Below are 16,709 nucleotides of genomic sequence, written 5' to 3' on the forward strand. Positions count from 1 at the left end.
AGCGTGCTTACCAGGCGGCGGCCCAGTGTCCGGGCACCCACTCCCAATGGTTGCCTTCCCAGCGGTAGTGGCCCTTGACCCAGTGATAACCGGGTTGGGGGGCGGGCGGCACGACTTCGACGCGCGGTGCTGGCTCGGGCGGGCGCGCGGGTTCGACCACGCACGCAGAGAGCGCGGCGGCACAGCCAAGTACTACGAAGTAAAGTTTCGTTTTCACGGTGGATCCTCCTTGATGACGGTTTTATCGTTGCTTGAGTCGTGGTGCGAGGCTGCGCTCGGAAGAGCGCAGCATGAGGTCTCCTCGCACGGATTCCGTCTTTGGCTTATGCGATGCGGCGCGCGTCTCTCTTTTGCGCGCTTCAAGTCCGCATCAATCCCGTGATGGGCCGCGTCGTGCCCGCCTGCTCGAACAGCGCCGCAGCGGTGCGCTGCGGATCGAGCCGCAGGCTTTCGGCGGCCGCGCCCGCGATCAGCGAATCGAGCGCGGCCGTGGGTTTGAGATCGCGCGATTCGTAGAGATCGCCCGGGCGCAGACCGGGCCAGTCGGCGATCACGCGTCCACCGGCGACGGCGCCGCCGAGCAGCATCGCAACGGATCCCTGACCGTGATCGGTGCCGCCGGTGCCGTTGGCTGCCGCCGTGCGGCCGAACTCGGTGGCGACGAGCACCGTCGTGCTGTCCCACGCGGGCCCAAGGTTGTCGCGCAGCGCGGCGAGCATCGTATCGAGCGCCTTCAGCTGGTTCGACAGCCGCGCGTTTTGCGCGCTATGCGTGTCCCAGCCGCCGGTCTCGATCATGGCGATACGCGGGCCGTCCGGGCGCGCGAGAAAGTCCGCCGCGAGCTTGCCGAGACTCGCCGGGTCCTGACGCGCACTCGCATCGCCCGCGAGACCGCGCGCCGTCATCGCCGAGTTCCAGAGGCCGTGCAACTGCGCGTCGCCTTCATAAAGTGCGGAGACACGGGTGAGCAGATCGTCGGAGGCGGCGGGCAACGCCGAGGGCGCGTAAGAGGTCGCCCGCGCCGCACCGCGCAAGGCCAGCGGTACGGTGGGCGCGAACGCAATGGCGTTTTCGCGCGTGCCGCCGACCTGCGCGACGAGCCGATTGAGCCAGCCGTCCTTGACCTGGTACGGTGCGCGTCCGCCGGTCTCCAGCACGTTCTGGCCGTCGAAGTGCGAACGATCACGATACGGCGAGGCTACTGCGTGGACGAAGAGCGCCTGCCCCGAGTGGTACATCTGCGCCGTCTGCGCGAGCGCGGGGTGTAGCGCGAAAGTGCCGTCGAGCTTGCTCGCTTTGTCGGTATCGATGGCGAGCGCGCCGCGCAGTCCCGCGTAGGCCGGCTCCGCATAGGGGACGACGATGTTCAGGCCGTCGGCTGCGCCGCGCTGGATCACGAACACGAAGCGGCGGTCAGTGGCGGCGCTCGCGAACACGATGTGCGGCGCGACGAGCATCGCGCCCGCGCCCGCAGCGGCGACGCGCAGGAAATGGCGACGGGAGAGCATGGCGATTATCTCCTCAGGAAATCAGGCGAAACGAGTAGCAAGGCGATGGCTGTAGGCGCGCTTTCCGCATGCGCGATGGCCGTGGCGGTGTTCGGCGTGAGCGTGCCCGGCAGAACGGCAGGTGCGAGCGTGCGCGGATCGAACCGGTCGCCCACGCGCGCCGCGAAACGTTGCGCGACTTCGACGCGCCGCACCAGCGCATCGGGCGCGGCCCAGCTTGCGGCGATGTCGTCATAGCCGGCGGGCGAACCGGGCCGCCACACCGGCTGACCCAGTTGCGTGAGCAGGGGCGCGGCGTTCAGGTCGCCGCGCTCGCGCCAGCCCAGCGCGCGCATCGACGACACGGTCCATTCCCACGGCGTCTTGAACTTGATGTCGAGCGCGGCCCAGGCTTCGGGCGCCGTCACCAGTGCGCGATAAACCGTAGGCAGATCGCCGCCGCTTTGCTCGAAGGCCTGGGCGAGGCGCCCGGTGAGCGCGGGCGGCGGATTATCGGCGACGAAGTGGCGTCCGAGCTGAAAGGCGATATGGCGGCTTGTGGCCGGGGCGCGGGCGAGGTCGTGCAGGATCGCTCGTGCTTGTTGTTCGGCATCCTGATCATATTGTCGACCCATTACCGTGCGCGTGCCCGGTTCGTGCAGCGCGGGGCGGAACACGAAGGCGCCCGGCTGCGCATTACCCGGCTGCGGGCCGCGCGCAGCGGCCACGCTCCAGCCCGTGAGCGCGCGCGCGAACTCGGTGACGTCGTTCTGCGTGTAACCCGTACGCACGCCTAGCGTGTGCAACTCCATGATTTCGCGCGCCAGATTCTCGTTCAGGCCGCGCTTGTGCGCGGGATCGCGCTGATCGGCGCGTAAGGCCGCACGGCTATCGGGGCCGACCGAGCGCGTCTGGTCGAGAAAGAGTTGCATGGCTGGGTGTTGCTCGACGGCCACCAGCATGTCTTCGAAATTGCCGAGCACGTGCGGACGGATTGCTTCCATTTCGAACGCGCCGGCCAACCCGGCAATAGCGGCCTTGTCGACAGAAACGGCGAAATGGTTCGACCAGAAATGGACGAGGCGCTCGACGAAAGGCGTCCCGGTTTGAAGGGCGCTCGTCAGGCGTGCGTTCACCGCACTGCGGTAGATATCGATAGCTTCGTGCCGGATCGTGCGGTTGATGGCCTGGCGAGCGGCCTGTTGTGTCGATGCGGGTGCGTTGTTCGTGGCGGATGCCTGCGTGCCGCTAGCGGCGGCCTGATCGGCCATGCCTTGCTGACGTTCCTCGCCGAAGCGGGTCGCCAACGCAACCGCGCCCGGTTCGTCGCGCCACGCAGCGGGCAGCGGCTCGTAGCGCGCGAATTGTTCGAGCAGCCAGCGCTGCGGATCGGCGGGCGGCGTCTCATCGGCACGCGCGCCCAGGCCGAAGCGATTCATCGCGATCGCGGCGGTGCGGGCGGTGGGCTGGCTGTCCATGCGCGGTCCCTTTCAGGTGAGGTGGCGTTCAAGGTGTTGCGTACTGTCCTTAAACGCCGTCCGCGCGTGAATCCGTCGCTGCTGCGCTGAATTATTTTTTGACGGCTTCGCTTACTGCGTCGTGTTCGCTTGTGATGCGGCCTTGCGCTGCTGCGGCGGCAAGCGCCATTGACCGCTGCGCTCAAGACCTTCGACGAACTTCACGCGCTCCTCGGGCGTGAGCGTCGCAGCATAATCTGCCACGCCGCTTTCCACTTTGGCGCGCAACGCGATATCGGCTTCACGCGTGTGCGCGAGCGCGGCGTCGAGCGCGGCGCGGTCGAGTTGCGGCGCGGCCAGCAGGTCGAGCACGCGACGACGGTCGTCGCGGCCCGCGCGGGCATCGTCGCGGCCTTCGCGGCGCGCGGCCTTCAATGCATCGACGAATTGCTGCTGCCGCTCGGGCGAGAGATTGTCGGTGGCGAAGCGCAGCGCGGCGCGTTGCGCGGGCTGTGTCTGGGCCTGCTGTTGCGTGCGCGCCTGCAAGGCGTCGCGTGCTGCGAACCAGCGCCACGCACCGCCCGCGATTCCACCGAGCAGGAACACATTGAGCAGCACCGATCCCACAATCAGCACCTTCCACGAGCGTGCGTTCATTCATCACCCCAATCGGCGCTCGAACCGCCGAAACCTGTTCCCAGATAGCTGCTTTCGTGCGCTGCGTCGTGCAGCGTTTCATGCAGCGTGTCTTGTTGCTCGCCATAGCCGCCAGGCGGCGCATTGCCGAGCAGCATGATCGACATCGTCAAGGCGCCCGCGAGCGCACCCGCGAGGCCCACGCCCGCGAACGCGGCACCCGACCACCAGAAGCGCTTGCGCTTTGATGTAGCGGGCTGCACCGGCACGGCCACCGGCGCGCTCGCCACGATCTGCTCGAACAGCGCGCGCGAGGGCGGCGCGACCATGTCGCGAGCGAGCCAGGCGTCGAGTGCCAGGGCTTCTTCGAGCACCGCGTCGGCCTGCTCGCGATGCGCGCGCGCCCAGGCGAGCGCATCGGCGCGCTCGTGCTCTGGCCAGCGGCGCGGATCGGCGCCGTAGGCTTCGACGAGTGTGTGGAATCGTTCGGGTGTCATGCTCGATCCTTGCCGGCCCCTTCGCCGGCCAGTTGTGCGCGCAAGGTGCGCCGGGCGCGCGCCAGCAGGCTTTCGAGCGCGTCGACGGTGATGTCCATCAGGCCGGCTGCCTCGGCGTTCGAAAGCTCTTGATAATAAGTGAGCACGAGGGCTTCGCGCTGACGCACGGGCAACGCGGCAAGCGCCGCGCGCACGCGTTCGTCGCGCGTGCGCGATTCCATGTGTTCGTCGGGCCGTGCGGCGGGATCGGCTTCTTCGGGTAGCGCGTCGGCCGTTTGCGCGGGCGTCTCGCGACGACCCCGCAGCCGGTCGTAGCAGAGATTGAGCGCGACGCGGTGCAGCCAGGTGTCGAATTTCGCCTCGCCGGTACGCCAGTGCGGCGCCTGTTTCCAGATGCGCATGAACGCCTCCTGGGCCACGTCTTCGGCCTCCATGCGGTCGCCCAGCATGCGCGTGGCGATCGCGAGCAGGCGTGGCAGCTTGTTCATGACGAGCGTGCGCACCGCACCGGCATCGCGCGTGCCAACACGGGCGATGAGGTTCGCGTCGGGGTCCGCTTCGCTCGAAGCAGAAGCAGAAGCCGAAGCAAAGTCGCGCGGCGGTTCGTGCTCTTGATCGCTCAAGGCGCGATACCGTTGCGGCGCAATCTGCGCGTGCGAATCGACAGCGGCGTGTGCCGCGCGAATCTCATCGTCGTCCCCTCCCAGGGCTTGCGCGGGCTCGGGCCGTGCTGCCGTGGCGGCGGCGTCGGCCGGTACGCGAGTGTTCAATATACGACGACCGCGGGCCGGTAATACGCGGGACGCGCCGGTGTCACGATGCAGCCGGTGAGGACCACGGCGGCGAGCGCGATGAGCAACAGTGTCTTCATGATCGGACTCGTGAGCGTCGTATCAGGCCCAATGGCCCGGCACCCAGTGCCAGTTCGGGCCGTGCTCGATCCAGTGGCCCGGCACCCAGCGATGACCCACGCGCACCGGTTGCCAGTGACCCGGCGCCCAGACATACGCGCCGTGGTCCCAGCGCCAGTGGCCGGGGTCCCAGGCGTAGCCCGCGCGCGCGGGCGGCACGCTCTCCATGCGCGGTGGCGGCGGCGCCTGCGGCGCGATGATGACGGTCTGCGCGAACGCGCTGGCGCCCGCGAGCGCCAGCGTGGCGGCGACGAGCATGGATTGAAGCGGCTTGCGAAGCATGGCATTCCTCCCGTTGTTCGTGATGGAGGCACGGCCTTCGTGCGTCCTTGTTTCTCTTGAACGGGGCGGCGCTCGAAATCCGTCGCTGCCCGGCGAAATTTTTTGTGCGCTCGTGCTTCAGGCGCTCAGGGCCTGCGCGCAAGCGCCGATGGCGTCACGCACGCGAGCCACGGCCACATCGCGCAGCGCATTGGCGCGCCAGCCAAGCTCGATCGGATAGCCCGGCAGCGCGAGCGGGCATTCGACGAGGCGCAGCCCCGTGAGCGCGGCAATCGCGCGGGCAGCGTGGCGCGGAATGGTGGCGATGGCCTGGGTGCCTTTGAGCAGATGCGGCAGCGCGGCGAAGTGCGTGGTCGAGGCGATCACCGAACGCTTCAGACCTTGCGCCGCGAGCGCTTCATCGACGATGCCGACCACACCGCCCGAGGAAACGAGAATATGCCCACGCGCGACGAACGCATCGAGCGTGAGCGCGGCACTATCCTGAGCCGGGAGCGTCGCCGCATCGACAAGACAGGCGTAATCGCCCTGACCGAGCGACTGATGACTGAGCCCGCGCGCGCCAAACCCGCCCGCCGCGATGGCCAGATCCACCTCCTGAGTGCCGAGGCTTTCGCTCACGATCTGGCTGTAAGTCTGACGAAAGATCACGCGCAGTCCCGGCGCGTGCCGTGCCACTTGCGCGATGATGGGCTGGCCCAGCGCCAGTTCGAAATCGTCGGACAGGCCGATGGCGACGGCGCGGCCGTGAAAGCTGGCAGGATGCGGCGAGGCGATGGCAAGACTCTGGCGCACACGGTCGAGCGCATCGCTCACCACGGGCTTGAGTTCGCGCGCGCGCGCCGTGGGCGCGAGGCCGCGCCCGGTCGGCGTGAAGAGGCGATCGTCGTAGAGCACGCGCAGGCGCTTGAGCGCCGCGCTCACGGCGGACTGCGTCATGTCGAGCCGGATCGCCGCGCGGCTTGCGCCGCCTTCTTCGAACAGGGCTTCGAAAATCTTCAGCAGATTCAGATCGACGCCGGAGATATCACGGGCATGCATAGCAGAAAGTGGCGGCGCACGTGGGCGCGAGGTTGCGACCCCGCCATCATACGGATTCGCCTCGTTACCCGGATCACGGAGAACCTTCATGCCGAAATCGACACTCGCCGCCTTGCAGATCGGCTCCTTGCCGCAAGGCAAGGCCGCTACGCTGGACCATATTCTCTCGTTCGAAGCGGATATCCGCGCCTCGGGCGCCGCGCTCGTCGTCATGCCCGAGGCGCTGCTGGGCGGCTATCCGAAGGGCGAGATCTTCGGCACGCGGCTCGGCTACCGCCTGCCTGAAGGGCGTGAAGCGTTCGCGCGCTACTACGAAAACGCCATCGACGTGCCGGGCCCGGAAACCGATGCGCTCGCCGCGCTGTCCGCGCGTTGCGAAGCGTCGATCGTGATCGGCGTGATCGAGCGCGCGGGCAGCACGCTCTACTGCACGGCGCTCTTTTTCGATCCGCGCGCGGGGCTCGTCGCGAAGCACCGCAAGCTCATGCCCACCGGCACCGAGCGGCTGATCTGGGGGCAGGGCGACGGCTCGACGCTGCCCGTGGTGCAGACCGCCGCGGGCGTGGCCGGCACGGCCATCTGCTGGGAGAACCATATGCCGCTGCTGCGCACGGCCATGTACGCGAAGGGCGTGCAGATCTGGTGCGCGCCCACGGTCGACGAACGCGAGATCTGGCAATGCTCGATGCGCCATATCGCGCACGAGGGGCGCTGCTTCGTCGTGAGCGCGTGCCAGGTGCAGCCGTCGCCTGAGGCGCTCGGCATCGAGGTGCCGGACTGGGACCCGGCGCGCCCGCTTATTAATGGCGGCAGCGTGATTGTCGGGCCGCTCGGCGAGATACTCGCGGGACCGCTGCATGGCGAAACGGGGCTGGTGACGGCAGAGATCGACACCGACGAACTCGTGCGCGCCCGCTACGACTTCGATGTCGTGGGGCATTACGCGCGCCCCGATGTGTTTTCGCTGACGGTGGACGAACGGGCCAAACGTACGGTGCACTTCACGGGCGAGTAAGCACGTTGCCGCAATCGGCATCAATAATACGGATGACTGATTAATGCTTGTGGCAGAATGAACGGCGGCAGGTAAGCCCGGATTATTGTCGCCAGTGTCAGACATTAGTGCGTGTCTGGACATTGATCGTAGCGCCTGGTTCTGCCACGCTCACGCATGGCCCGCGCTTTGTCGCGGGCCCTTGTCCATTTCTCGCGCAATCCATGTCTGCTCCGCAATCCCTCCCGCCGCTCAGCGGCGGCAAGCTCGCACTCGGCACGGTGGCCGTTTCGCTGGCGATGTTTATGAACGTCCTGGATTCGTCGATCGCCAACGTGGCGATCCCGACCATCTCGGGCGACCTCGGCGTGTCCGTCGATGAAGGCACGTGGGTCATCACCATCTTCGCGGCGGCCAATGCCGTCTCCATTCCGCTCACTGGCTGGCTCACGCAGCGCTTCGGCACGGTGAAGCTATTCGTCAGTTCGATCCTGCTGTTCGTGATCGCCTCCTGGCTGTGCGGTATCGCACCGAACCTGCCCACGCTGCTCGGCGCGCGTATTCTGCAGGGCGTGGTGGCGGGCCCGCTCGCGCCGCTCTCGCAGGCGCTGTTGCTCGGCTCGTGGCCCAAGCAGAAGTCGTCGACGGCGCTCGCGCTCTGGTCGATGACCGCGCTGGTCGGGCCGATCGCCGGGCCCTCGCTCGGCGGCTGGATCACCTACGACTACAACTGGTCGTGGATCTTCTATATCAACATCCCCGTGGGTCTTTTCGCGGCTGCGGTCACCTGGTCCATCTACCGCGAGCGCGAATCGGCCACGCGCCGTTTGCCGATCGACGGCGTGGGGCTGGCGCTACTGGTCGTCTGGGTGGCGTCGTTGCAGATCATGCTCGACAAGGGCAAGGATCTCGCGTGGTTCGATTCGCCGCTGATCGTGGCGCTTGGCCTGATCGCGCTGGTGGGCTTCGCGTTCTTTATCGTGTGGGAACTCACCGAGAAGAATCCCGTGGTCGATATTCGACTGTTTACGCAGCGCAATTTCGCGGGCGGGACGATTTCGATCTCGGTGGCTTATGGCATGTTCTTCGGCACGTTGGTGCTGCTGCCGCAATGGATGCAGGGCTATCTCGGCTATCGTGCGGTGGATTCGGGTCTTGCGACCGCGCCGCTGGGCGTGTTCGCGGTGATTCTCACGCCCATCATCGGCCGTCTGTTGCCGCGTAGCGACCCGCGCTACATCGCCACGGTGGCGTTCGTCGGCTTCGCGGTGGTCTTCATGATGCGCACGCAGTTCTATACCGATGTCTCGCATTGGGACATCGTGCTGCCTACGCTCCTGCAAGGCATTCCAATGGCGATGTTCTTCGTGCCGCTTACCTCGATCATTCTGTCGGGCTTGCCGCCCGAGAAAATTCCGGCGGCAGCCGGGCTGTCGAATTTTGCGCGCACGTTCTGCGGCGCCGTGGGCACGTCGCTGATCGGCAACGCGTTCAACAATCGCACGATCCTGCATCACGCGCGACTCACGGAGCAGGCGAACCCAACCAATCCGGTGTTCACGCAACAGATGGATACCGTGCATCAATCGCTGCATCTGAGCGGCAATTCGGCTTATGCGCTCTTCAATACCTCGGTCGATTCGCAAGCCGCGGTCATGGGCCTGAATGACATCTTCTATATCTCGGCGATCATCTTTATCGCCATCATTCCGCTGATCTGGATTACGCGGCCTTCGCGCAGCGCGGCCGATGCTTCGAGTGCAGCGGGCGCGCATTAATACCCGTTAATGCCGATTAATGTCCGGTCATTGCGCGTAACACTATGTAAATAGACTGGCGGATTTCCCCGCGCGCTGGCGTACCGATTAACGGTGCGCCAGCTTTCGCCCATCCGTAGCCAAAACACAGCACAAATGAAAATGGGGTGGCCGCAGACACGGCCACCCCATCTGTCCTTGGCAACTGTTCCGGAGCTACCTCAGACGGCGAAATATTAGCATGCGGGTCAGAGTCTAATTGCCTTGATTTTGACAATAATCAAATTCACTAACTTGACAACAGCGTCGCGTGATTGCCACACGTCTGTGACAGCACGATGACGCGGACAGGTGGAATTTTCCCTTTCGGTACAAGGTTTTAAGCACCAAAAACTGGATATTTCCATATTTCGCAAATATCTGTTCCAGGTTGCACATTGGTCGTTTGTACGTCTGTGGCACTTAAACTTCGCCAGAGATTGCGGGATGGCCCCCATACCCGGGGCTATTTCAGCGCGGTCTGCAAGTCAAGCAAGTTTATTTAGGAAAGTCATGAAGAACACTCTGATCATCGCGGGCGTCCTGAGCGCGTTCGCAGTTTCGGCTCACGCACAAAGCAGCGTCACGCTGTACGGTTCGCTGGATGCGGGTATCGTCTACGCGAACAACGCAGGCGGCCACGCAGCATGGAATCAAGGCAGCGGCTCGCTGTCGGACACGTACTTCGGCCTGAAGGGCAGCGAAGACCTGGGTGGCGGTCTGCACGCGATCTTCACGTTGGAAAACGGCTTCAACCTGAACAACGGCAAGGACACGGAAGCCAGCACGATGTTCAATCGTCAGGCATTCGTCGGTCTGCAAAGCGACCGCTTCGGTACGCTGACGCTGGGCCGCCAGTACGACTCGATGGTTGACTACCTGTCGCCGCTGTCGGAAGCAGGCGCTGGCTACGGCAACAACCTGGCCGCTCACCCGTTCGACAACGACAACCTCGACCACTCGTTCTCGATCAAGAACTCGGTCAAGTACACGAGCGTCAACTACGCTGGCTTCAAGTTCGGCGGCCTGTACGGCTTCAGCAACGACGCTGGCCAGTTCGCGAACAACCGCGCATGGAGCGTTGGTGCTTCGTACAACAACGGCCCGCTGAACGCATCGGCAGCTTACCTGCAGATGAACAACTCGCGTACCGGCAACACCAGCGGCGCGAACTCGGCAGGCGCAGGCAACAACACGAACCTGTCGGCTGAAACGCAACGCACGTTCGGCGCTGGCCTGAACTACACGTACGGTCCGGCAACGGTCGGCTTCGTGTGGACCCACACGCAATACGAAGGCCTGATCGCTGAATCGCAAGGCGGCAGCACGAACTTCACGATCCCGTCGAACACGAACCTGCACCTCGACAACTTCGAACTGAACGGCCGCTACGCGCTGACCCCGGCTCTGAGCCTGGACGCATCGTACACGTTCACCGACGGCAAGCTGAAGAACACGGCTGGCTCGACGGATCCGAAGTGGCAGACCGTTTCGCTGCAAGCTGACTACTCGCTGTCGAAGCGCACCGACGTGTACGTCGAAGGCGTCTACCAGCACGCTTCGGGCTCGCTGGGTGGCACGGCTAACGTCGCTATGATCAACACGCTGTCGCCGTCGACCACGCCGAACCAGGTCGCTGCTACCGTTGGTCTGCGTCACCGCTTCTAATCGAAGCCTGACGGTTTGATCGCTGACTGAATAGCGCGCGCGGCGGATCGGCCGGTTCGCCCGCGCGTTCGACAGGCAAGCATCAAGGCTGGCCCGTCGCGCGAAATGTGCTCGCAAGGCACGTTTCGCGCGGCGGGCCAGTTGCCGTTTACGGGCCTTGTTTTATGGCGGCGATGTCGCAAAGGCCGTGCGATAACGGCGCACGAGATCGTCGGCTGTGTGGCGCAGCAATGCGTCTGGCAGATTCAGCGCGGCGCTTGTTGCCTGCGCAACTTCCTCTATCGTCGTTGTCGCGGCGATGCCATCGGGCTCCCATGTCGCCGCAAAGGCGGCTTGTTTGGGCGGCTGCCGTTTTTCATCCCCGTGCACGACGTTGATGCGTGGCCGTGCGAACGCCATCGCCACGATCCGCCCGTGCAGGCTGCTGCCGATATAGATGCGGCTCGCAGCGATCAGCGCGCAGATGTCCCAGATATCGAGCGAGTCGAAGAGCAGCACGTTCGCGAGCATGCGTTGCTTGAGTCGCGCGTAAATCGCGAGGTCGTCATGCCACGGCGCGGCGCCCGCACGAAATAGCACGATGCCGAGGCGCTGTTCCTTCACGACGCGCGAGAGTTCGCGCGCGAGGATGTCGAGCGTGGCATCGTCGCCGAAGCTCGCATCGAACTGGACCGCGGCATAGCCTTGCGCAAAGGCATTGGATATCGCCTGAAGGGGCGCTTGCCCGGCGCGTGTGCGTATGCGCCCGCCAAACAGTGCGGCCGCCATCACGGCGGGGTCGGGGGCGAGTCGTGCTTCGATGCCGTGTGCGTGCAGATGCGTTTGCGTTACGCGATCACGCACGCTGACTTCATCGGCATGCCGAAGCCGATCGACGACTTCTTCACGAAAGGGTGCGTCAAGGCGCAAGGCTCGCGCCGCCCATGGCATGAAAGACGATGCGTCTGATCCGCAGTTCCGGCAACGCGGATTTCGATAGCACGTAGGGCGCGCGAGTTGCCCTGCCGAGGTGGGTTCTCGACCACTCAAGAGGATCGGCTTCCCATGCGCTTTGCTGGGCGATGACCGATTGCACGTGCTCTGGCGGTGAAAGCATCACCGTTGCTTCCCACGCATCGCAAGTCAACAGTTCGCCGCCTGCGTGGATGATATCGACCGGTTTGTCGTTGGCTGCGATCTCTGTGATCGCGTGTACACGATGCCCCCCGAACGCTCGTAGATCACGCGTCGCAAGTCCCGCAAACAGCAACGCCCGCAGCGCGAGCATACGGGCGAGTACATGCGCAAACAGCAGATCGCCAAGATTATGGCGATCGAATGCGCTGAACAGAACCGTGTGTGCGGCAGAGGGCATGAGCGAGCCTCGTAGCGTATGTGCGAGCCGAACGGAATCCGCACGAAACCGATACTACGCCTGGCGTACGCGTTGCATTGCGCCGCGTTGCAAGCCGTCGCGAACGGCTTTAACCTGTCATGCCCGAACCCGCGAGGAGCCGACGATGCAAGCGCTACCCCTGAGGCTGTCGCCTGGCGACGATCTGCGTGATGCGCTGGGCGCGGTGCTCGCCGAACAGGGCGTGCAGGCCGCCTGGGTCGTGCAGGGAATCGGCAGCCTGAGCGCGGTCGAATTGCGCTTCGCGGGCGTCGATGTCCCCACGTCGTTGCGCGGCGACTACGAAATCCTCACGCTCGCCGGTTCGTTGTCGCCCGATGGTCCGCATCTGCATATGAGCGTGTCCGACTCGCAGGGCCGAGTCCAGGGCGGCCATGTCGCGCCCGGCTGCATCGTGCGGACCACGGCCGAAGTGCTGCTCATGCTGCTGCCCGATTACCGCTTCTCGCGTGAGCACGACGCACGCTCGGGATTTCCTGAGCTTGTCGTGCGCAAAACGACATAACGAGAAGCGTCGTCACAAAGCGAAGCGGCGGCGCGCCGGTCATCGAGACCGGACGCGCCGCCGCGTTCATTCAGGCGCGTGCCCGAATCATCAGAACTTCAAGCGCATGCCCGCTGCGACGACGGCCTGCGTGTTGCTCGACGAAGCCGCCAGGTTGTAGATCGACGCATTGCCGAGCACGGAGATGCCGTTCGCACCCGAGACGCGCTGATACACGCCTTCGAGGTACAGGTCGGTGCGCTTGGAGACCGCGTAATCGGCTTGCAGCATGAACTGGTTCCAGTGCGGCGACGCATTGCCTGCCGCGCGGCTCAGCGAGCCGTCGGTGTAGACGTACGAACCGCCCAGGCTGAATTGCGGCGTGAGTTGGTAGCGGCCGTTCAATTCGAAGTTGTTGAACGTGAGGTAGTCCGCGTCGAACGTGTTGAGCGAGCCGCCTTGGGCGATTTCCGTGGGCGAGGCGATCATCGTGCGCGTGAACACGAGGCCGACCTTGGCCGCGCCGAGCGTGTAGCTGCCGCCCGCGCCCAGCGTGCGCGTGCGTTCGGAGACGAACATCGGGTCGTTATCGGTGTTGGTGCCCGCCGAGAGCGCGCCGCTCGTGGTCGAGCCCGGATTGTTGGCCTGGAAGTACGCGACCGCGAGGTTGATCGGACCGCTGTTCCACGACGCGCCGAACGTATAGGCGCTGTTTTCCGCGAAGCCGCCGCCCGTATTGCTGAATGCGAAGGCCGCTTCACCCTGGAAGCCCGCATACGTTGCCGTGCGGAACTTCACCGAATTGTTCATGCGGACATCGTTGTTGAGGTTGTCGTTGTCGAACGGGTGCTCGGCGATATTGCCGCCGAAGCCCGAGCCCGTCGCCGACATCGGCGCGATCAGGTCCACCAGCGCGTCATACTGACGGCCCAGCGTGAGCGTGCCGTACTGATTGCTCGACAGACCCACCCATGCCTGGCGGCCGAACATGTAGCCGCCGTTCGAACCCTTGCCGTTGACGACCGAGAAGCCGTTCTCCAGGTCGAAGATTGCCTTCAGGCCACCACCCAGGTCCTCGGCGCCGCGCAGGCCCCAGCGGCTCGTGCTGAGATTGCCGGACTCCACGCCCCAGGTGGTGCCGTGACCCGTCGACGACTTCTGGTTGCTGATGTAGTCGAGCCCCGCGTCAACGGTGCCGTACAGGGTGACGCTGCTTTGCGCGTGCGCCATCGACGACGCCGCCAGGGTGGCGAGGGCGAGAGTATTCAACAACGCTTTTTTCATGTCGATTCCGTAGTAGAAAGATAAGTCCCCATGCGCACGGACGAGCGTGTGGTTAGTAGTCCGATATGCATTGTTTGCAGCGATGCAGCAGGAGACGAGAATTTAAGGAAATGCAATTACAGGTACATGTCGAAAATGGCCTGCAAAATGAAACTTGTTTTAGATTTCGGACAGGAAAGAGTTAAGCGCGCGTGAAAGCCGGGCTTGGGAGGAGGGAAACTGCAGGGGAATGGCGCGCTGGCGGACGCCGCGCGGCGGGGATAAACAGTATTCGAGGCCGGGCGGGCGCCGCCTTGCTGGCCGCGCCCGCCCGCACCGCTAATCGACGATCTTCTTCGCGACGAACACCCCGAGCAGCAGGAAGGCGACGCACAGAACGAGGAAGATGAAGAACAGGATCTTGGCGATGGCGGCCGCACCCGCCGCGACGCCGGTGAAGCCGAACAGGGCCGCGATGACGGCCACGATAGCAAAGAACAGAGCCATTTTGAGCATGGTCGATTTTCTCCTCGTGTGGGCGGCCTTAAGCGGACGCCGGTACTGGGCTGATTTGACGCTTTATTGGAGGAGCAATCGGTGTGCCTGGGGGAACGCGCCGCCGGGCGACCCTTTCGAATCGCCCGGCGGCAGGGAGTAATCAGCGCGCGGCACGCGCCCCCAGACTCCCCGGAAACGGCACGAACGCCAGACTGCAATCGACCGGCGGATTCGCCGCACCGCTCGCCAGCTGAGTCAGCACCACGCTATTGCCCAGCCCTTGCAGCGGCAGCGTCGTACCTCCCGCACCTATACCGACCTGCGCATCGGCGGCCGTCATCGAGGACGGCGCGGCATCCGCCACCACATTGTTCAGCGTGATCTGCAACGGATTGACGACCGCCGGATTCGGCAGGCCGATCGTGCCGGCCGACCAGCCCTTGCCCGCGAGGATCGGGCTCGTCGTATTGAAGCCCTGGAACGTATAGCCCGACGCATTGACGATGCGGATACCGTCGAGGTTGATATTGCGGAAGTTGGGATAGAGGCCGGCGTTGGTCGTCGGGCTGTAGTAGGGCGAGAAGATCAGCGCCTGCGGCTTGAGCGAAGCCGTCTGCGCCGCCGTGCGGATGCACACGTTCTGGTAGTTGATATTGGCGATCAGCCCGCTGCGGCTCCAGTCCGACTTGATGCGCAGACCGTTGTCGGTGCCATCGAGCGTGAGGTCGTAGACGTTCACGTTGCTCACGCTCGGATAAACGCCGTCCAGAGCGGTGACGTCGGTGTTGACGGCGCCGTTGTCCGAGCCCGCCGACTCGCTGCCGATCGACATGCCGTGGCCTTCGTAGAAGTGGCTGTGCGCGATCGTGACGTTATAGGTGCGGCCGTTGACGGCACCCGTGCCGCCCTTGATGGCGATGTTGTCGTCGCCGGTGCGGATCGAGGTGTAGGCGATGAGGATATTGCTGGCGTCGCCGGTGAGCTTGCCGGGGTTGCCCGGGTTGCTCGTGATCGGGCCGGAGCTGGCCGGGTCGATGCCGTCGGTGTTCTTGGCGTTGAGCGTGCTGTAGGGCACGTCAAGGTAATTGTTCATCGACTCGTAAGCGGCAGTCGGCGTGAAGATCTTGACGCCCCAGGCGACGAAGCCGTCGATACCGCTTGGCACCACGTGGAATTTGGGCGCGTTCTGCAGCGTGATGCGATAGAGCGTGAAGTTGCGGCCGTTGTTGATCTGAATGAGGCGCGGGTTGTTCTGCGAGGCGTTCTGCACGACGTTGCCCTGCCAGCCGATATCCCACCAGCTCATGGCGGTGCCGTTCGGGCGCTTGAGGAGCGCCGGGTCGCCGGGAATGCTGCTGACGAGTTGGCTGCCGCCGCGTCCGTCGATGGTGCCGTCGCCCATTACCGCGCTGTTGCTCGTCTTGGCGGCGGTGATGAGCGCGTTGCAACCGTTGTCGCTTGCCGTGATCAGGCCGCAGCTTGCCGTGCCCTTGGTCTTGTCGTATTGGCGCGGGTCGCGCGAGGCGAACAGCGTGACGCCGCCGTCGATCCAGAGCGTCACGCCGCTCGGCAGCGTGAGCGGGCCGGAGAGGAACGCGTTCGCGCCGCCGGGGCCGGCCACGAGATGCACGGCCTTGTTGGTGGCGAGGCCCGTGCTCGCGGCGTTGGTGCAACTCGTGAGCGCGGCCTGGATGCGCGAGGTGTCGGGTGCGGTGTTGCTAGCGTCGGCGCTGTCGGGCAGCAGGCCGTTGGCTTGCGCGGTGAGGCCGGCGTTCAGCGTCGCGCAAACCTGGCTGGCGGCGGGCAGCGTGGGTTCGGGCGGCAAGGCGCTGTCCGAGGTCGTCGTGCCGACCGGGTAGCCGGGGGGCGTGGGCGTGGTGCCGCCGCCGTTCGTATCGTTGCCACCAGATGAGGTATTGCCGCCCGATGCGTCGCTTGCGGGCGTGATATCGCTCGCGGGGGGAGTCGGTGTGACGGGCGTAACCGGCGCGAGCGAGCTATCGCTCGCGGAGGCCGGACTGTCCGCGCTTTGGCTCGCCGATGCAGGTGTGACAGCGGAGGTCGTGTTCTCGACGTTCCCGTTGGTCGCCGAGGGCGAGCCCGAGCCGCCACACGCGGCGAGCAACAGCGTGGCCGCCATCGTGCTGATCAGGCCGGGCCGCGCGAGGCGGGGCTGTGTGCGTGCGTCTCGCGTGTGTGACGCGTGAGCGGCATCAGAAAGGGGGCTGTCCTTGTCGGGGCTGGGTGCCATGTGTGATCCCATCGGAGTGCGTTGAGCTGCGCGGATATCGGCAAGCCACTC

17 protein-coding genes are annotated in these 16,709 nt (G+C 65.1%); 4 read left to right on the forward strand and 13 right to left on the reverse strand.

The annotated features are described in order from the left end of the window. Window positions 1-7: 7 nt before the first annotated feature. From U5782_RS21325 to U5782_RS21360, 8 genes are all read right to left on the reverse strand, one after another. Window positions 8-217, reverse strand: a complete 210-nt coding sequence (locus tag U5782_RS21325; RefSeq protein WP_322045864.1) for a YXWGXW repeat-containing protein — start codon at window positions 215-217, stop codon at window positions 8-10. A 142-nt stretch (window positions 218-359) separates the two neighbouring features. Next, window positions 360-1,508: a DUF1501 domain-containing protein gene (locus U5782_RS21330; protein WP_415914375.1), complete on the reverse strand. Its 1,149-nt coding sequence runs from the start codon at window positions 1,506-1,508 to the stop codon at window positions 360-362. 5 nt (window positions 1,509-1,513) lie between these two features. Then, entirely contained in the window at window positions 1,514-2,965 is a 1,452-nt protein-coding gene (locus U5782_RS21335; RefSeq protein ID WP_322045865.1) for a DUF1800 domain-containing protein, read from the reverse strand. A 111-nt stretch (window positions 2,966-3,076) separates the two neighbouring features. Then, window positions 3,077-3,601, reverse strand: a complete 525-nt coding sequence (locus tag U5782_RS21340) for a periplasmic heavy metal sensor (protein ID WP_322045866.1) — start codon at window positions 3,599-3,601, stop codon at window positions 3,077-3,079. Further along, window positions 3,598-4,077, reverse strand: coding sequence for a hypothetical protein (locus tag U5782_RS21345; RefSeq protein WP_322045867.1), 480 nt, complete (start codon window positions 4,075-4,077; stop codon window positions 3,598-3,600). The genes U5782_RS21340 and U5782_RS21345 overlap by 4 nt, the downstream gene beginning before the upstream one ends. Beyond that, window positions 4,074-4,700, reverse strand: a complete 627-nt coding sequence (locus U5782_RS21350) for an RNA polymerase sigma factor (protein WP_415914376.1) — start codon at window positions 4,698-4,700, stop codon at window positions 4,074-4,076. The genes U5782_RS21345 and U5782_RS21350 overlap by 4 nt, the downstream gene beginning before the upstream one ends. Window positions 4,701-4,970: 270 nt before the next feature. Then, window positions 4,971-5,270, reverse strand: coding sequence for a YXWGXW repeat-containing protein (locus U5782_RS21355; protein ID WP_322045869.1), 300 nt, complete (start codon window positions 5,268-5,270; stop codon window positions 4,971-4,973). Between the two features lie 117 nt (window positions 5,271-5,387). Then, window positions 5,388-6,311 carry a LysR substrate-binding domain-containing protein gene (locus U5782_RS21360; protein ID WP_322045870.1) on the reverse strand — a complete coding sequence of 308 codons (924 nt, stop codon included), beginning with the start codon at window positions 6,309-6,311 and terminating at the stop codon, window positions 5,388-5,390. 88 nt (window positions 6,312-6,399) lie between these two features. Between U5782_RS21360 and U5782_RS21365 the strand changes: the two genes are divergently transcribed. The 3 genes from U5782_RS21365 to U5782_RS21375 all read left to right on the forward strand — a co-directional run bounded on the left by U5782_RS21365 (window position 6,400) and on the right by U5782_RS21375 (window position 10,769). After that, a complete protein-coding gene (locus U5782_RS21365) occupies window positions 6,400-7,326 on the forward strand; it encodes a carbon-nitrogen hydrolase family protein (RefSeq protein ID WP_322045871.1) in 927 nt (308 codons plus the stop codon). A 203-nt stretch (window positions 7,327-7,529) separates the two neighbouring features. Further along, complete coding sequence (locus U5782_RS21370) at window positions 7,530-9,083, forward strand: DHA2 family efflux MFS transporter permease subunit (protein WP_322045872.1); 1,554 nt, start codon at window positions 7,530-7,532, stop codon at window positions 9,081-9,083. A gap of 531 nt (window positions 9,084-9,614) precedes the next feature. Continuing rightward, a complete protein-coding gene (locus tag U5782_RS21375) occupies window positions 9,615-10,769 on the forward strand; it encodes a porin (protein ID WP_322045873.1) in 1,155 nt (384 codons plus the stop codon). Window positions 10,770-10,931: 162 nt separating this feature from the next. On the opposite strand, the gene U5782_RS21380 is transcribed toward U5782_RS21375, so the two are convergent. Together U5782_RS21380 and U5782_RS21385 are read right to left on the reverse strand one after the other, a co-directional pair. Then, a complete protein-coding gene (locus U5782_RS21380; protein WP_322045874.1) occupies window positions 10,932-11,612 on the reverse strand; it encodes a polysaccharide pyruvyl transferase family protein in 681 nt (226 codons plus the stop codon). A gap of 55 nt (window positions 11,613-11,667) precedes the next feature. Then, the gene (locus U5782_RS21385; protein WP_322045875.1) at window positions 11,668-12,123 is read right to left on the reverse strand and encodes a hypothetical protein; all 456 of its coding nucleotides are present in this window, start codon (window positions 12,121-12,123) and stop codon (window positions 11,668-11,670) included. Between the two features lie 145 nt (window positions 12,124-12,268). Here U5782_RS21385 and U5782_RS21390 point away from each other — a divergent pair, with 145 nt between their 5' ends. Further along, complete coding sequence (locus tag U5782_RS21390) at window positions 12,269-12,667, forward strand: PPC domain-containing DNA-binding protein (RefSeq protein ID WP_322045876.1); 399 nt, start codon at window positions 12,269-12,271, stop codon at window positions 12,665-12,667. Window positions 12,668-12,757: 90 nt separating this feature from the next. Here U5782_RS21390 and U5782_RS21395 read toward each other — a convergent pair whose 3' ends face one another. The 3 genes from U5782_RS21395 to U5782_RS21405 form a co-directional block, all read right to left on the reverse strand. After that, a complete protein-coding gene (locus U5782_RS21395; RefSeq protein WP_322045877.1) occupies window positions 12,758-13,930 on the reverse strand; it encodes a porin in 1,173 nt (390 codons plus the stop codon). 318 nt (window positions 13,931-14,248) lie between these two features. Further along, the gene (locus tag U5782_RS21400) at window positions 14,249-14,425 is read right to left on the reverse strand and encodes a DUF1328 domain-containing protein (RefSeq protein WP_322045878.1); all 177 of its coding nucleotides are present in this window, start codon (window positions 14,423-14,425) and stop codon (window positions 14,249-14,251) included. 142 nt (window positions 14,426-14,567) lie between these two features. Next, entirely contained in the window at window positions 14,568-16,658 is a 2,091-nt protein-coding gene (locus U5782_RS21405) for a glycoside hydrolase family 28 protein (RefSeq protein ID WP_322045879.1), read from the reverse strand. Between the last annotated feature and the right edge of the window lie 51 nt (window positions 16,659-16,709).

Source organism: Paraburkholderia sp. J67 (assembly GCF_905220265.1).
Classification (GTDB): domain Bacteria; phylum Pseudomonadota; class Gammaproteobacteria; order Burkholderiales; family Burkholderiaceae; genus Paraburkholderia.